Raw genomic sequence first — 14615 nt, 5'->3', positions numbered from 1 at the left:
CTCTTTGTATTAATCGCGCTGATAACTGCTAATGCTACAAAGCATTTCAAGCGATCAACCCCCGAGCGTTAAGTTTGCTCCACAGCCCAACCGGGCAAGCAAGCCAACCGAACACGAGGGTTACCGCCATGAACTTCAATCTCTTCTCCGTGATTGCCGCTTCCGCCATCTCCGCCACCGTGGTTCTGCCAGCCAGCGCCAACGTTGAAATCAACAGCAAAAAATCCCACACCCAGAGCTACACCCAGAAATACCTGCAACAGAGCGCCAACTTCTACGCCGCCCTGGATCACAAAGCCCAACACTGAAATTCCCGCCTCTCGCGACTCCCTGCAGGAGCTGCCGAAGGCTGCGATCATTTGATCTTCAATGTCAAAAGATCGCAGCCTTCGGCAGCTCCTGCACGTGTGTGTCTGGCGACTCGATAGGTTTTTTTTACAGTCGAAATAGAGGCGCTAAATAATCAACGAAGCTGATGGTTACTATGGGAAACGCTGAGTGGTTAGGCAGGGTTTTTTGATCGATTCTGTGGGCTCTGAAACATGCCCACGGGAGAACACCATGGCCAGCGCAATCATCTCTTCTGCCAAACGCGGCGCCTACCTGGCCATCGGTCTTTACCTGGCTCTGGTGCTGATCGTCAGCGTCTCATCGCAGATGGAACATAGCTTCGACGCACCGATTCAAGTCGCCAACCCCGGCATCCAGTTTGAGCACCGTTCGCAAAGCGTGATGGTCGATCGGGCTGAACTCGCAGGAGTCGGCGGAGCATGAAAGGCTACAGACTTTGGGTCATTGCCGGTCTGGCGTTCATGACCAATGGCACTTCATTGCTGGGGATGGGGCAGGGCTCGGCGGGCGGCCTGGCCCGGGCCATAGAGGCCAACCACAACATCGCGCACAACATTGAGCGTGCCAATACCCTGGGGCTGATGGCCGGCAATCCACCGGTCAAGGCGGCAGCCAGTTTTCTCGGACCGTTCGAAGTCGATTGCTCGGCCCTGGGCATGTGCCAGGTTTTGGCTTGATCCGGCCCCGACACTTGCCTGGAGTGAATTTCATTGTGGTGAGGGGATAAATCCCCTTGCCACAGTTGATGTGCAAGCAGAAGGCCGGGGAGTTACTTCTTCATGATCGCGGTGAAGAGGTCGGATTCGAGGAAGTGTTGTAGCCACGCTTGCAAGCGCACGTAAGGTGCCTGTGCAAACCAATCGCGATCAACGTGGGCGAACTGGCGAACGAACGGCAGCAGTGCGATATCCGCCAGACATGGGCGATCAGCCAGCAAGTAATCGCGATCCGTTAGCAACTCATCCAGCCTCTGCAGAAACAACGAACCGTGCGTGCGATAAACCTCCATCGGCTGCTCCGGATAACGCTCGGCGTACTTGTAGCGATTGAGATGAACCTTGAACACTTGATCATTGGCTTCGATCAAGTCGGCAATCCTCGCATCTCCCTCCAGCAGCCAATCCTGCGGATCATTCTGCGCCAACGCCCAACGCATGATCTCCAGGCTCTCATCGATCACCCGTCCATCCGCATCCAGCACCGGCACCGTGCCTTTGGGCGAGATCGCCAGCATTTCGGCCGGTTTGGCCTTGAGGCTGACCTCGACGATGTTCACCGGCACGCCCGAATAGCGCAGCGCCATCCGCGCCCTCATCGCGTAGGGGCAGCGGCGGAAGGAGTACAGCGTGTTCATTTCACCTCCAGGGTGCTCAAACCGTTGCCCTGACGCTGCACCTGAATCTGCACCGGAATCCGCTCATGCATTTCCTGTACGTGGGAAATCACCGCGACCTTGCGGCCTTGGGCCTGCAAGCCATCGAGCGCGTCCATTGCCAGTTGCAGGGATTCCGGATCGAGGCTGCCAAAGCCTTCGTCGATAAACAGCGATTCGATTTTCAGCGTGCTCGACGCCATCGACGCCAGCCCCAACGCGAGCGCCAGCGATACGAGGAACGTCTCGCCGCCGGACAACGAATGCACCGAGCGCAGCTCATCGCCCATTTCCCTGTCCATCACCAACAGGCCGAGCATGCTGCCGCCGCGTTTTAAACGATAGCGTTTGACCAGTTGGCGCAGTTGCACGTTGGCGTGATGTACCAGCAAGTCGAGGTTGTAGGCCTGGGCGATCTTGCGGAAGGTGTCGCCGGTGGCCGAACCGATCAACGCACTCAGGCGTGCCCAGCGCTGGTACTCGGCATAGGCGTCGGCGATCTGCTGCGCCAGTGCCTGGTTGGCATTCTGGCGGCGCTGGTCTTCGGCTTGTTCGGCGCGCAGCTCGGCGCATTGCTGCTCGCTGACGTTGAACTGGTTTTGCAGGTCGGTGAGGGCGCCGGCCAGTTGTTCGGCGTCGAGGTTGCCGTTGTGCTGGGCCTGGTGATCGAGCAAGCGCTGGTCGCGCTCCTGCAACAGCACCGTGGCCTGTTCGATGGCTTTTTCATTGAGCTGCAAGCGTTGACGCAACTGCGCGACTTGCCCGTCGTCGACGCGCAGCAGATCTTCGAGGCCGCCGTCATCCAGCTCCGGATGACGGGCGCGCCAGTCGGCAATCTTGCCGGCCAGATCCTTGTCTTCACTTTCCAGCGCCTGCAAGCGCTCCTGTTGCGCCTTGAGTTCGGCGGCGGTTTGCACGAGTTGCGTGCGCACGTTTTGCAGTTCCTGAACCGTGGTGGTTTCGGCGCTGCGTGCCTGCTCCACGGCCTTTTCCAGTTGCTGCTGCCAGTGTTCGGCGCTGCTGTGCTCGCCGAGCAACTGCATGAGTTGTTGCTGGCAGGTTTGCTGCTGTTCGGCCAGCGCATTGAACTGCTGTTCTGCGGTTTCTGACTGGTGTACGCGGGTCTGCTGGCGATCCTGTTCTTTCTCCAGCGTCTGCTGGCGTTGCAGCTGTTCGGCCAGTTCTTCTTTCTGCTGATCGACTTGCGTCAGACGCTCGGCGATCTGCCGGTCGAGCTGCATGAACGTCGCCGCCGGCTCATGGCGTAGAGCCTCAACTGTGTCGGCCGGCAGCAGGTTACCGAACGCGCTGAGTTCTTCATCGAGGCGCTGGCGGTCGCTGCTCAACTCGCGCTGCTGATTGCTCAGATGCTGCGCCGCTTGCTGATGAGCGGTCTCGGCCTGACGCAACTGCTGGGTCAGACGCGCGGCGTCCTGTTGCAGGGTGAGCAGGGCGTTTTGGCGTTCTTCATCCTGCTTGATGCTCTGGTTCAACTGCTCGTTTTGCCGGGTCAGCCAGGCGTCGCGTTTGTCGGCGTCCTGGTTCATCAACTGCGCCGCTTGCGGGTGAGCGTCGAGGCTTGGCGCCAGGGCTTGTTGCTGGGCGGCCAGTTGCTCCTGTTGTTGCAGCAGTTCCTTCTGCTGCGCGATGACGCCGCCTACTTCAGCGCGCAGTTCGATGAGCTTTTCCTTGAGCTGATCGACCGCACGCTGCGCGTTGGCCTGCTCGCTTTCATCGTGTTTGCCGAGGCTTTGCAGCAGCGCTTCGGGCTGATGATACGGATGCTCATTGCTGCCGCACACCGGGCACGGCTGATCGTCCTGCAACTGCGCGCGCAGCTCTTCGACACTGGCACTGCGCGCCAGACGCTGACGCTCAAGCAGCTCGCGGGTGACGTTAAAGGTTTGCTCGGCGACGGTCAGTTCGGCCTTGGTGTTCACCCCGTCCTGAGTCAGGCGCTCGCGTTCTTGCTGAGCGCTGAGCTGCCGTTGCTGCAACTCGGCGCCGCGCTTGTCCAGATCCTGTCGGGTGGCCCACAGGCGTGACAGGTCTTCGATGGCGCGCAATTGTTTGCGGTTGTCCTGCAACAGATTGCCGAGGATGCCGATCTGCTCGGCGACGGCATCCGGCTCGGCGCCAGCCTCTTTGAACAGCACTTCCAGTTGTTGTTTTTGCGTGGCGAAGGCTTCGGCGCGGTGAGTGGCGTTCTCTTCGAGCGAGGCCAGCTCGGTCTGGCCCTTATTCAAGCGATTGCCGATCAACATCAGCTGTTGCAGGCGATCGCGGTAGGCATTCCATGCGTCGCTCAACGGTGCGAGATGGGCGCTCTGTTCCAGTTCGGCGGCAATTTTTTGCAAGCGTTCGGCGACTTGAGTCTGCTTTTCCAGCAGCGCCGTAATGGCGCTCTGGCCTTGAGTACAAGCCTGCTGCGCGTTCTGTTTCGCTTCGGCACTGAGGGCAACGTCCTTGGCCAGACGGGCGAGGGTGCTTTGCTCCTCGAAAGCCTGACGCAACAGCGGTGCGCTTTCAGTTTGCCGTTGCTGTGCTTCGCTCAGGGCGACTTTCGCGGCGTCGAGGTTTTGCTCCAGTTGCGTCTGGCGCTCAGTCAGCTCGACGTGTTGCTGCGTGTGCGCGGCAATCTGCGCCGCCAGTGGCGTCAACAGCGCGTCGAGTTCGGTTTTGCGGGCGAACTGGTGCCGCTGTGGGCCGAGTTGTTCCAGCCGCGACAGTTTTACCCGTTCACCGGCCAGACTTTCCCATTGCTGTTGGGCACTGTGCAATTGCTCGGCAGCGGCTTGCTGCGCGTCCTGCAACTGACGTAAATCCTTTAGCCAGCTGTGCTGCTGCTCAAGCTGCTTGAGTTGCGCCTGTTGCAACTTCATCTGTTGCTGCGCGGCGTTGTAGCGCTCATCCAGCTCGGCGCGTGCTTCGGGAGCCAGCGGCGTGACACCGGTGGCCTGATCCTGCAACAGCTTGTGCGCTTCGCGGGCTTCTTTGGTCTTGTCGAACGCGCGACGGCCGAGGCGGGTATACAGCGCGGTGTCGGTGAGTTTTTCCAGCAACTCGCTGCGGTCGTTGTCGTCAGCCTTGAGGAACGCACTGAACTCGCTTTGAGCCAGCAGCACGGCGCGGGTGAATTGTTCGAAGTTCAAACCCAGCGCGGCTTCCAGTTGCGTTTTGTATTCGCCTTTCTGACTGGCGAGCAGTTGATCCTGATCGATATCGCGCAGGCTCTGCCGGCTGGCCTGCAACTTGCCGCCAGCCTTTTCCCGCGCACGGTTGGCTTCCCAACGCGCGCGGTAGCGACGGCCATCGACACCGACAAAATCCACCTCGGCATAACCTTCGCCGGTGCCGCGACGCAGCAAGGTGCGCGGGTCGCCGGTGGCGATTTCGCCGTCGGCGTCCGGCACCTTGGCGTCACGCCCCGTGTTATTCAGGCGCGGTACGGCGCCAAACAGCGCCAGGCACAAGGCGTCGAGCAGGGTGCTTTTGCCGGCGCCGGTGGGGCCGGTAATGGCGAACAGACCGGCGCTGGCCAGCGGTTCAGCGGTGAAGTCGATCTCGAACGGGCCGGCCAGCGAGGCCAGGTTTTTCAAGCGAATGGCGAGAATCTTCATGGCTGCTCGCCCTCCATTTGCACGTCTTGCAGCAGCTCGGCGAAGTCCTTGAGCGTCTGTTCATCGACTTCATTGCCGTAGTTGTCGAGCCAGGCGCGGCTGAACAGTTCCTGCGGTGTGAGTTGATCAAGTTCGATCAACGCCGTGCCTTCTTCCGCGCCGTCAGCACCACGGTTGCCAGCGTACTCGGCAGCGATGCGCACCAGCCGCACGGCTTTGCCTTGCAGGGCGGTTTCCACTTGATGGCGCAGATCCGGTTGCGGCTCATCGAGACGCACGCGTACTTCCAGCCACGGCTGGCGCTGGGTTTCAGCGAGCAGGTCGATGTTTGGCAAGTCCGCGAGTTGCAGCAGGATCTCCGCCAGCGGCGCCGGGCCGATACGTTGCAGGTTGACCGATCGCGGGATCAGTTTCGGCTCGACGCTGACCAGGGTTTCGCCATCGAGAGTGACGTCGAGAATCTGGTGCTGATAGCTGATTTCCGAAAACGATAGCGGAATCGGCGAGCCGCTGTAGCGGATGCGTTCCTCACCGTTGACCTTCTGCGGCTTGTGCAAATGACCGAGGGCGACGTAGCTGATACTCGGCCCGAACAGGCTGGCCGGCAGCGCTTCGGCATTGCCGATGATCAGGCTGCGCTCGGAGTCTTCCGACACCGAACCGCCGGCCATGTGCGCGTGACTGATGGCGACCAGCGCCTGACCCGGCTGGCGCTTGGCATTTGCGGCTTCAATCAGCCATTCATGAACCTGACCGATCCCGCGCAAATAGTTATCGCCCAGATGCGCCCCAGTGACCTCCGCCGGGCGCAGGAACGGCAGCGCCAGACACCACGCGGCGATTTCGCCCGATGCGTCCGGCAACGGCAACAGCAGACGATCAGCGTCGAGTTGCCCATCATCCAGCCACAACACCCGACCCAGCGCATGGGTACGCAAACGTCGCATCAATGGCGCGGGCAGTTCGATCCGCGAGCCGGAATCGTGGTTGCCGGCAATCATCACGATGGTCAGCAAAGGTTGCTGTTCATGGGCGCTGACGATGAAGTCGTAGAGGCGTTCCTGAGCTTTGACCGGCGGATTGACCGTGTCAAAGATGTCACCGGCAATCAGCAGCACATCCGGCTGCGCCAGTTGCAGTTGGCGCAGCAGCCATTCGAGAAAGCACGCATGCTCGAAATCGCGCTCCTGGCCGTGCAGGTTTTGCCCAAGGTGCCAGTCGGAGGTGTGAAACAGACGCAAGGTGGACTCCGCTACAGATAAAGAGGTGGTGGCCGCGTGGAAATGATGAGGCGGCGAAAGAGGGGAGAGTTTACTGGCAAAACACAGACTGTGGTCGAAGTCAGTCCGTTTGGAAGGGAGATGTAAGTGGTAAGAGGATCCCCTTGCCACAAGGGATCAATAGATGGCGAATGCATTCGCAGACTGCGATCTTTTGCTTTTCACTTCGGATAAAGCGGCGGCAACCCGCTATCACCCACCGGATCCTGCACCCGTTCCGCCGCCGGAATCGTGCGGATCGCCCGCCACAAATCCTCACCCTGCCAGTGCTGCCCCGTCTCGCTGTACAGCGCACCATTGAGCCCATCCAATGCATCTGACAACGGCACAAACCGCGCCGCCATGTCCGCCAACGTTTCCGGCTGCTGACGCGCCCACGCATCCAGCGCCTGCCGCGTTGCTTGCGGGTCATTCGCCTGGCTCGCACGCTTGATGTCGTCCATTAACGTACGTGGGCTCGGGCCGGTTTGGGCGGCGCGATGGATCGCCGGTTGCCAGCGTGCACGCCACCAGAGGCCGAAGCCGAGGAGGGTGGTGCAGGCGAGGATCAGGGTGCTGAGTTTCCACCACCACAACACATCGTTATCGACCGTGCCCGGTTGCAGGCTGCCGGTCGGGGTGTCGACTTGCAGGCTCGGGTTGTTGGCCACTTGCAGGGTGCGCGCCGGCAGGCTGGTGTGTTCCAGGTGATCTTCGAAGGTGTTCCACCACACCACATCGACTGTCGGTAATTCAATCGAGCCGCTGCGACTGGCCACCAGCGCTTCGCGTTCTTCGCGGCTGCCGATCAGGCCACGGTCGCTGCTCTGGTTGTTCAGCACCGGTTGATCCGGGTAGCGGCGCAGGCCGTTGACTTCGGTGGCGGGCAGCGCCGGCAGTTGTGAACTGGCCAGGCCTTCGACTTTCAGCGTCAGGCTGCGTGTCAGGGAGTCGCCGACCTGTGTGTGCTCCGGTTCCGGGTTCCAGCTTTCGCTCAGGCTCAGGCTGCGCGCTGGCAGCCATGGCGCATCGGCGGGGTAGGTCAGTGGCTTGGGTTTGACCGTCAGCGGTATTTGCGTGGAACTGACCCGCAGCAGCTTGCCCGGTTTCGGCCCTTGCGCGGTCGCGTCCTGAGAGGGCTGTGTGTCGACCAGCGTCGCGCTGAACGTCTGTGGGGCGATGGTCAGCAAACCGCTGTGCTGCGGATAGATCGCGTAGCGCATCTCGATCACGCCGTGGCGCACGCCGTTGATGTCTTTCTCGTAGGTGCGGGTGTCGCCGAGTTGCTCGACCCGGGCATCGGCGAGTTGTAGCGGCGTCAGGCTGCTGTCGTCGTACAGCGACACCGAATGGTAGATGCGCAGGGTCAGGATCGCCTGCGCCTGCACGTAGACGCTGGACTGATCGAGACTGGCCTCGATGAACACCGGCTCAAGGCTGTTTTTGTCTTCGCGGGTATCGCTTTCGACCACTTGCACGGTGATTGGCTGGCTCTGCACATCACCGACTTGAAGCGGCGGAATCACCACGCTGCCGTTCTCTTTCGGCAACAGGGTGATGATCCAGCGCGTGGTCGCGCGGTTGTCGCCGTTGAGGGTGTTCAACTGGTTGACCTGTCGCGTGCCCCGCACTTCGAACAATGGCTCCAGCGGCGCCAGGTCGGGTTTGCCGAACTGGGTGACGTCGCTGGTTTCGAGGGTGAGCTCGACCGTCTCGCCGGAGTTCAGGCGACTGCGATCCACACTGGCGGTCAGCTCGGCCGCCTGGGCGGTGGCCGTGCAGAGCAGCAGGGGCAGCAAGAGAGCGGTGAAGCGGGTCATCGAGTGTTTTCCTGATCCTGATGTTGTTGCTGTTCGTACCAGAATTTGCGTCGCAGCAGTTCGCCCGGGTCATCCGGAATCTTGCCCAGCCACTGCTCCAGTGCCTGGCGTTGTTCGCCTTCGAGGTTGTCCTCGCCGGGGTGCAGCACCGGCACCTCGTTCTGCTCTTCGTCCGGCTCGCTGCCCGGCACTTCATTGGGGCCTGGCTGCGGCGGGGCAGTTGGCGGTGGTTCGCTGGCCGACTCGGCGGGCTGAGCCTCGCTCTGTGTGTCACTTTTTACCGCTGGTGGTGGTGCGGTCGCTGGCGGCGGTTCATCGCCGGGCAGGTTTTGCTCCGACGGTTGGGTCTCCGGCTCGCTGGGCGGCGGCGTGTTCTTCTGCTTCAGCAGTTTTTCCACCAGCGCCTTGTTGGTCTGCGCCGGACGCAAGTCCGGTTGCAGTTCCAGTGCCTGTTCATAGGCGTCGATGGCGGCGTCCAGCTCACCGCTTTTTGCCAGGGCATTGCCACGATTGTAGTGGGCGCGAGCATCGTTGCCTTCGGCGAAACGCTGGGCGGCGCCACTGTAGTCGCCGGCCTCGTACAACGCCACCCCTTGCCACTGGTGATCGTCAAAATGTTGCGCCGCTTCGGCCGGGCGCTTTTGTTTGAGCAAGTGCAGGCCTTGTTGATCGGGGCGCAACCACAGGTCTTCGAAGTCAAAAGCGTAGCTCGGCTGCGGCAAGCAGAACAGCAACGGCAGGCAGAACAACCAGCCGCGTCGCCCCGCACATGCAGCCAGCAACAAGAGTGGCAACAGCAGCCAGTAACCCTGATCGGCCCAGGTATCCAGGCGCACGGTCTGGCCATCGTCGCGCAGACTGCGCGGGCCATTGAGCAGGCCGAGGGCACCCAGATCCCCTTCGTCCAGGCGGGCCGGCTGGTATTCACCTCCGACGCTGTTGAGGAACGCCGAAAGGCCCGGGCTGTCGAGTTGCGGCACGCGAATTGCGCCTTGTTCGTCCTTGAGGAAACTGCCGTCCTCCTGAGCAATCGGTGCACCTTCGGCGGTGCCGATGCCGAGCATCAAAAATTGCGCCGATTGCCCGCTAAGTGCGCGGTGAATGCCTTGGCGCTCTTCTTCGCTCAGCGACGAGCCGATCAACAGGATCCGGCCCTGACCCAGCGCGCCTTGTTTCAATAAGGCCAGCGCTTTGTCCACGGCAAGATCCGCGCGATGCCCGCTTTGCGGCATCAATGAAGGCTTGAGCGCATCGAGCAGGTTGCGACTGGTCGCCAGGTCATCCGACAACGGCACCAGCGTGTGCGCGCTGCCGGCGTAAACGACGATTGCCGTTTGCGCATCGCTGCGCGCCTGCAACAGGTCGAACAGCTTGCGCCGCGCCTGTTCCAGTCGCGTCGGCGGTGAATCGGTGGCGAGCATTTCCGGGGTCAGTTCCAGCACCACCACCAATGGATCGGCGGGTTTCTGGCTGGTCTGTTCAACGCGCTCCCAACTCGGCCCGAGCAGCGCCAGAATGGTCAGTAACCATGCCACGCCGAGGGCGATCCAAGGCAGTTTGCTCTCACGCCCGTTGCCGCCGCTGAGCAAGGTGGCGTGAAACGCTGGCGGCAGAATCATCTGCCAGCGTCCGGCGCGTTTCTGGCGGTGCCAGAGCTGCCAGATCAGCCAGGCAAGCACTGGCAGTAGCAACAACCACCACGGACGGAACCAGTGCGGCCAGAGGGCGATCATCGACGCCTCCGCAGACGCAGGCGCTTGAGGCGTTCACGCCAGTCAGGCAAAGGACTTTGCAGATACAGCTCCTTGGTGAACAGGCGTTGCAACGGGTTGTCCGGCCACAATTCACGGGCGACCAGCAACAGACTCAACCACAGCGCCAGCGCCAAAGGCCAGTGATACAAAGCCTGTGCCGGGCGGGCCTGGGTCGGTTGTTGGGTCACGGGTTCGAGTTGGTCCAAGGTATCTTTGATTGCTTGCAGTTCTTTGCCGTCGTGGGCGCGGAAATACTGACCGCCGGTGACTTCGGCGATGGCTTTGAGCGCCGGCTCGTCGAGATCCAGGCTCGGATTGACCCCGAGCAAAGCGGTGGAGCCGCTGTCTTCAGGGTTGGCGCCGATGCCGATCGGGTAGATCTTCACGCCTTCGCTGGCGGCCAGTCTGGCAGCGGTCAGCGGATCGATTTCACCGCCATTGTTGGCGCCGTCGGTGACCAGGATCAGCACGCGGCTCTGTGCCGGGCGCATGCGCAGGCGTTTCAGTGCCAGACCGATGGCATCGCCGATGGCGGTGTTTTTGCCGGCAATGCCGATCCGCGCTTCATCGAGCCAGACGCGCACGGTGTGGCGGTCGAAGGTCAGCGGCGCTTGCAGGTAGGCCTGACTGCCAAACAGGATCAAGCCCACGCGGTCGCCATCACGGCTTTCGAGAAAGTCGCCGAGCAGGTGCTGGACCAGCGACAAGCGACTCACGTCTTCGTCCTGCCATTGCATGTCGGGGAAATCCATCGAGCCGGACACGTCCACCGCCACCAACAGATCTCGGCCGCTGGCCGCAATCGGTAAAGGTTCGCCGAGCCATTGCGGACGTGCTGCGGCGGTCAACAGCAACAGCCATAGCAGCATGAACGGTGCTTGCTGGCGCCACGCCGGCAGGTTGGCGCGTGCGCGGCGGCGGGCGAGACCTTCCAGATCAGACAGGAAACTGACTTTAAGCGCCGGCTCGCCGCTGTCGGCCACGGGCAGCACGAGGCGCATCACCCAGGGGAGCGGGAACAGGACAAAGATCCACGGCCAGGCGAACTCAAACATGCTTGCGAATCCACGTGTCGACAGCCTGGGTCAGGCCGGCGATGGCTTTGTCGTCGAGTTTGCATTCCGGTTTGTAGGCGCCTTCGACCAACACCATCCAGCGCGTCAGGCCCGCCGCCGGGCAGCGATTGTCGAGAAACGCCAGCCACTTGCGGCCATTGAGCGTGTGGCTCTGGCTGTAGGGGTAGTGGTTGCGGCACAGGCGTTTAAGCAGGCCGTTGAGTTGTTGCAGCCAGGCCCCGGCCGGGGCGCCGTCGTAAGGTTTGGGCATCTGCGCCAGTTCGGCGAGGGCGGCGATGCGCACCGGATCGAGGGGTTGTTCGGCACGAACGGTCGGGCGTTTCTTGATCGGGATGAAACGGCGCAGACGCCATACGGCGAAACCGAGCAGCGGTAGCAACAGAAGCAGCAACCACCAGCCCGGTGCCGGTGGCCAGAAGGCTATCGGCGGCGGGGACATCAATGGTTGCAGTTGTTCGAGGCCGTTCATCGACCTTTACCCGGACGTTGCGGATTGAGGAACTCGCGCATTTGCTCGACCATTTCACTTTGCGTGCTCAATGGCATCAGCAGCACCCGCAGCTTTTGCGCGAGCAATTCCCAGCGGGCGATGCGTGCTTCGGCCTGAGCGCGATAGGTCTGGCGCAGGTCGAAGTTGAGCGTGTCGATTTCGAGTTGCGCGCCGCGTTCGGCGAATCTTAAAAGCCCGGCGGCGGGCAGGGCGTGATCGAGCGGATCGGACAGCGGCAGCATTAACAGATCGCAATGGCGCGACAACAGGCTCAGTTGCTGTTCGGCACTGTCGGACAACGCGCGCTCATCGCAAATCACGATCACCAGACTGCCCGGGCGCAGCACCTCACGGGCCCGGCGCAGGGCGACGCCAAAGGAATCGCGATCCGGCACACGCTCGCTGTGCAGCGACTGATTGGCCTTCACCAGCCGGTTAAGCAGTTGCAACAGGCTCTGCTTGCTGCGCCGTGGTTTTATTTCGTAATGCTCGTTATCGCCGAACACCAGTCCGCCCACCCGGTCGTTATGGCCGAGCGCGGCCCAGCCAATCAGCGCCGCCACTTGCGCCGCCAGCACCGACTTGAACATCAGCCCGGAGCCGAAAAACAGTCGCGTGCTTTGTTCAACCATGATGAAGATCGGCCGTTCGCGTTCTTCATGGAACAGCTTGGTGTGCGGCTCCTGGGTGCGCGCCGTCACGCGCCAGTCGATGGTGCGCACGTCGTCGCCGGCCTGATAGACCCGCACCTGATCGAAGTCGACGCCACGGCCGCGGAATTTCGAGTGATGCAGGCCGATCAGCGGGCTGCGCTGGCTCGGCGTGGAAAACAGCTGCACTTCGCGCACGCGGTGGCGCATCTCGATCAGCTCGGCGAGGCTGATGCGGATGCCCGGTTCGGACGGCAGGGGGGCGTTCATGGGGGTCAAGCGACGGCTACGACGTCGAGAATCCGCTGCACCACTCGATCCTGATCGATGCCGGCGGCTTCGGCTTCAAACGACAGAATGATGCGATGACGCAACACGTCGAACAGCACGGCTTGAATGTCTTCCGGGCTGACGAAATCACGCCCGGCCAACCAGGCGTGGGCGCGGGCACAACGGTCGAGGGCGATGGAGCCGCGCGGGCTGGCGCCATAGGCGATCCACTCGGCCATCTCCGGGTCGAACTTGGCCGGCGTGCGCGTGGCCATGACCAGTTGCACCAGGTATTCCTCCACGGCATCGGCCATGTACAGACCAAGGATTTCCTTGCGCGCGGCAAAAATCGCCTGCTGGCTGACCCGGCGCTCGGGCTTGGTCTCGCCGTTCAGCGCTTCGCCACGGGCCTGCTGGAGGATGCGCCGTTCGACAGCGGCGTCAGGGAAACCGATTTTGACGTGCATCAGGAACCGGTCGAGTTGCGCTTCCGGCAACGGATACGTGCCTTCCTGCTCGATCGGGTTCTGCGTGGCCATCACCAGAAACAGCGGCGACAGCTCATACGTGCTGCGCCCGACACTGACCTGGCGCTCGGCCATGGCCTCGAGCAACGCCGATTGCACCTTGGCCGGGGCCCGGTTGATTTCGTCGGCCAGCACCAGATTGTGGAAGATCGGCCCTTGCTGGAACACGAAACTGCCGGTTTCCGGGCGATAGATCTCGGTGCCGGTGATATCGGCAGGCAACAGATCAGGGGTGAACTGAATGCGATGGAACTGGGCTTCGATGCCCTCGGCGAGCTCTTTGATCGCTTTGGTCTTGGCCAGACCCGGAGCGCCCTCGACCAGCATGTGGCCGTCGGCGAGCAGGGCGATGAGCAAACGCTCGATGAGTTTTTCCTGGCCGAGAATCTGCGTTGAAAGAAAGGTTCGCAGCGCCAGCAGCGCTTCACGATGTTCCATCGGTGACTGTTCCTGGAAAGGGTGGCCACGGGCGTTCGGATAACGCCGGGGCTGGGGGCGTTACTTTAATCCATCGCGGGGGGTGGCGACTAACGGCATTTTGTAGAAAAAGGCAAAAGATCGCAGTCTGCGGCAGCTCCTACAGGTGATTGCATTCCAATGTAGGAGCTGCCGCAGGCTGCGATCTTTTGGCTGTCTGTGAAGGCTTCATCGCTGGCAAGCCAGCTCCCACAGGGACCGATGTGTTGCATGGATCGCGTTCACACCGCTGATACCTGTGGGAGCTGGCTTGCCAGCGATGGGGCCAGTCCGGACACCATCAAACTTCGTTAATGAACGTGCCAGTCCCGTCGAGGATATTCGTCAAGGTCTCAACAACCTCATCCAGATCAACCATATCCGGGTTAAAGCTGATCTCCAGCACATCATCCCCATTCAAGGCATCAGCATCCGCCGCCGCAATCTCGATCTTCAACAGATTTGCACTCAGGATGACTTTCACCCCGTCCAGCGTCGAAGGTTCGCCATCCAGGGTGATCTCCAGCTCATCCTCGTCCGGGTAGCGGCTCATCAGGAACATGTCGCCCTTGTCGCTGTGGCAGCAGAGCATGGCCATGTTGTCTTCTTCGTCGTCGCACGGGTTGACGATCAGTAGGGCGGTGGTCATTTGCATGGGGGAATTCCTGCCTCGACGGGCGTGTTGGTCGCAATTGGCCGCGATTCTGCCAGCCCTCGGGAATTTCTGCATGTGAGAGTGTCAGAGGATGTGTCGTTGACGCGACACAGGTCAATGGTCATTTCTGGCACGGATGTACCGTAAATACGGGCATTCAGACCGGCGTTTTATGCCACAAATGCTAGTGTTGAACGATGCGAAAGCCTTTGTTTACGTGCCAATGACCGAATATGTCGCAGCACCGCAAGCAGACACATTGTCGCACCCATTAAGCTGCGCAACGGATGAGCACCCGTAAAGGCATTGTCGGCA

13 protein-coding genes are annotated in these 14615 nt (G+C 61.4%); 3 read left to right on the top strand and 10 right to left on the bottom strand.

The annotated features are described in order from the left end of the window. Positions 1-128: 128 nt before the first annotated feature. The 3 genes from PSH79_RS15790 to PSH79_RS15780 all read left to right on the top strand — a co-directional run bounded on the left by PSH79_RS15790 (position 129) and on the right by PSH79_RS15780 (position 1028). Positions 129-308: a hypothetical protein gene (locus PSH79_RS15790; RefSeq protein WP_007917967.1), complete on the top strand. Its 180-nt coding sequence runs from the start codon at positions 129-131 to the stop codon at positions 306-308. 253 nt (positions 309-561) lie between these two features. Beyond that, the gene (locus tag PSH79_RS15785) at positions 562-774 is read left to right on the top strand and encodes a hypothetical protein (protein WP_305438301.1); all 213 of its coding nucleotides are present in this window, start codon (positions 562-564) and stop codon (positions 772-774) included. Next, positions 771-1028 carry a hypothetical protein gene (locus tag PSH79_RS15780; protein ID WP_305438299.1) on the top strand — a complete coding sequence of 86 codons (258 nt, stop codon included), beginning with the start codon at positions 771-773 and terminating at the stop codon, positions 1026-1028. Before PSH79_RS15785 ends, PSH79_RS15780 begins: the two co-directional genes overlap by 4 nt. 92 nt (positions 1029-1120) lie before the next feature. On the opposite strand, the gene PSH79_RS15775 is transcribed toward PSH79_RS15780, so the two are convergent. From PSH79_RS15775 to PSH79_RS15730, 10 genes are all read right to left on the bottom strand, one after another. After that, positions 1121-1705 (bottom strand): glutathione S-transferase, encoded by a 585-nt coding sequence (locus PSH79_RS15775; protein ID WP_305438298.1) that lies wholly within the window; start codon positions 1703-1705, stop codon positions 1121-1123. Further along, on the bottom strand, positions 1702-5343 hold the full coding sequence (locus tag PSH79_RS15770; RefSeq protein WP_305438296.1) for an AAA family ATPase: 3642 nt from the start codon (positions 5341-5343) through the stop codon (positions 1702-1704). Before PSH79_RS15770 ends, PSH79_RS15775 begins: the two co-directional genes overlap by 4 nt. Continuing rightward, positions 5340-6584 carry an exonuclease SbcCD subunit D C-terminal domain-containing protein gene (locus tag PSH79_RS15765; protein ID WP_305438294.1) on the bottom strand — a complete coding sequence of 415 codons (1245 nt, stop codon included), beginning with the start codon at positions 6582-6584 and terminating at the stop codon, positions 5340-5342. The genes PSH79_RS15770 and PSH79_RS15765 overlap by 4 nt, the downstream gene beginning before the upstream one ends. Positions 6585-6784: 200 nt before the next feature. Then, positions 6785-8422 carry a BatD family protein gene (locus PSH79_RS15760; protein ID WP_305438293.1) on the bottom strand — a complete coding sequence of 546 codons (1638 nt, stop codon included), beginning with the start codon at positions 8420-8422 and terminating at the stop codon, positions 6785-6787. Further along, positions 8419-10155, bottom strand: a complete 1737-nt coding sequence (locus tag PSH79_RS15755; RefSeq protein ID WP_305438292.1) for a VWA domain-containing protein — start codon at positions 10153-10155, stop codon at positions 8419-8421. Before PSH79_RS15755 ends, PSH79_RS15760 begins: the two co-directional genes overlap by 4 nt. Beyond that, a complete protein-coding gene (locus PSH79_RS15750; RefSeq protein WP_305438290.1) occupies positions 10152-11231 on the bottom strand; it encodes a VWA domain-containing protein in 1080 nt (359 codons plus the stop codon). The genes PSH79_RS15755 and PSH79_RS15750 overlap by 4 nt, the downstream gene beginning before the upstream one ends. Beyond that, the gene (locus tag PSH79_RS15745; RefSeq protein WP_305438288.1) at positions 11224-11721 is read right to left on the bottom strand and encodes a DUF4381 domain-containing protein; all 498 of its coding nucleotides are present in this window, start codon (positions 11719-11721) and stop codon (positions 11224-11226) included. The genes PSH79_RS15750 and PSH79_RS15745 overlap by 8 nt, the downstream gene beginning before the upstream one ends. Continuing rightward, on the bottom strand, positions 11718-12662 hold the full coding sequence (locus tag PSH79_RS15740; RefSeq protein ID WP_305438286.1) for a DUF58 domain-containing protein: 945 nt from the start codon (positions 12660-12662) through the stop codon (positions 11718-11720). Before PSH79_RS15740 ends, PSH79_RS15745 begins: the two co-directional genes overlap by 4 nt. Before the next feature lie 5 nt (positions 12663-12667). Beyond that, on the bottom strand, positions 12668-13627 hold the full coding sequence (locus PSH79_RS15735) for a MoxR family ATPase (protein WP_003218556.1): 960 nt from the start codon (positions 13625-13627) through the stop codon (positions 12668-12670). A 319-nt stretch (positions 13628-13946) separates the two neighbouring features. Further along, positions 13947-14300, bottom strand: coding sequence for a hypothetical protein (locus tag PSH79_RS15730; protein WP_305438283.1), 354 nt, complete (start codon positions 14298-14300; stop codon positions 13947-13949). Positions 14301-14615 lie beyond the last annotated feature (315 nt).

The sequence above is a fragment of the Pseudomonas sp. FP2196 genome (assembly GCF_030687715.1).
GTDB lineage: Bacteria > Pseudomonadota > Gammaproteobacteria > Pseudomonadales > Pseudomonadaceae > Aquipseudomonas.
Note: the sequence above shows the minus strand (reverse complement) of the source record. Positions and strands in the feature narration are given on the sequence as shown.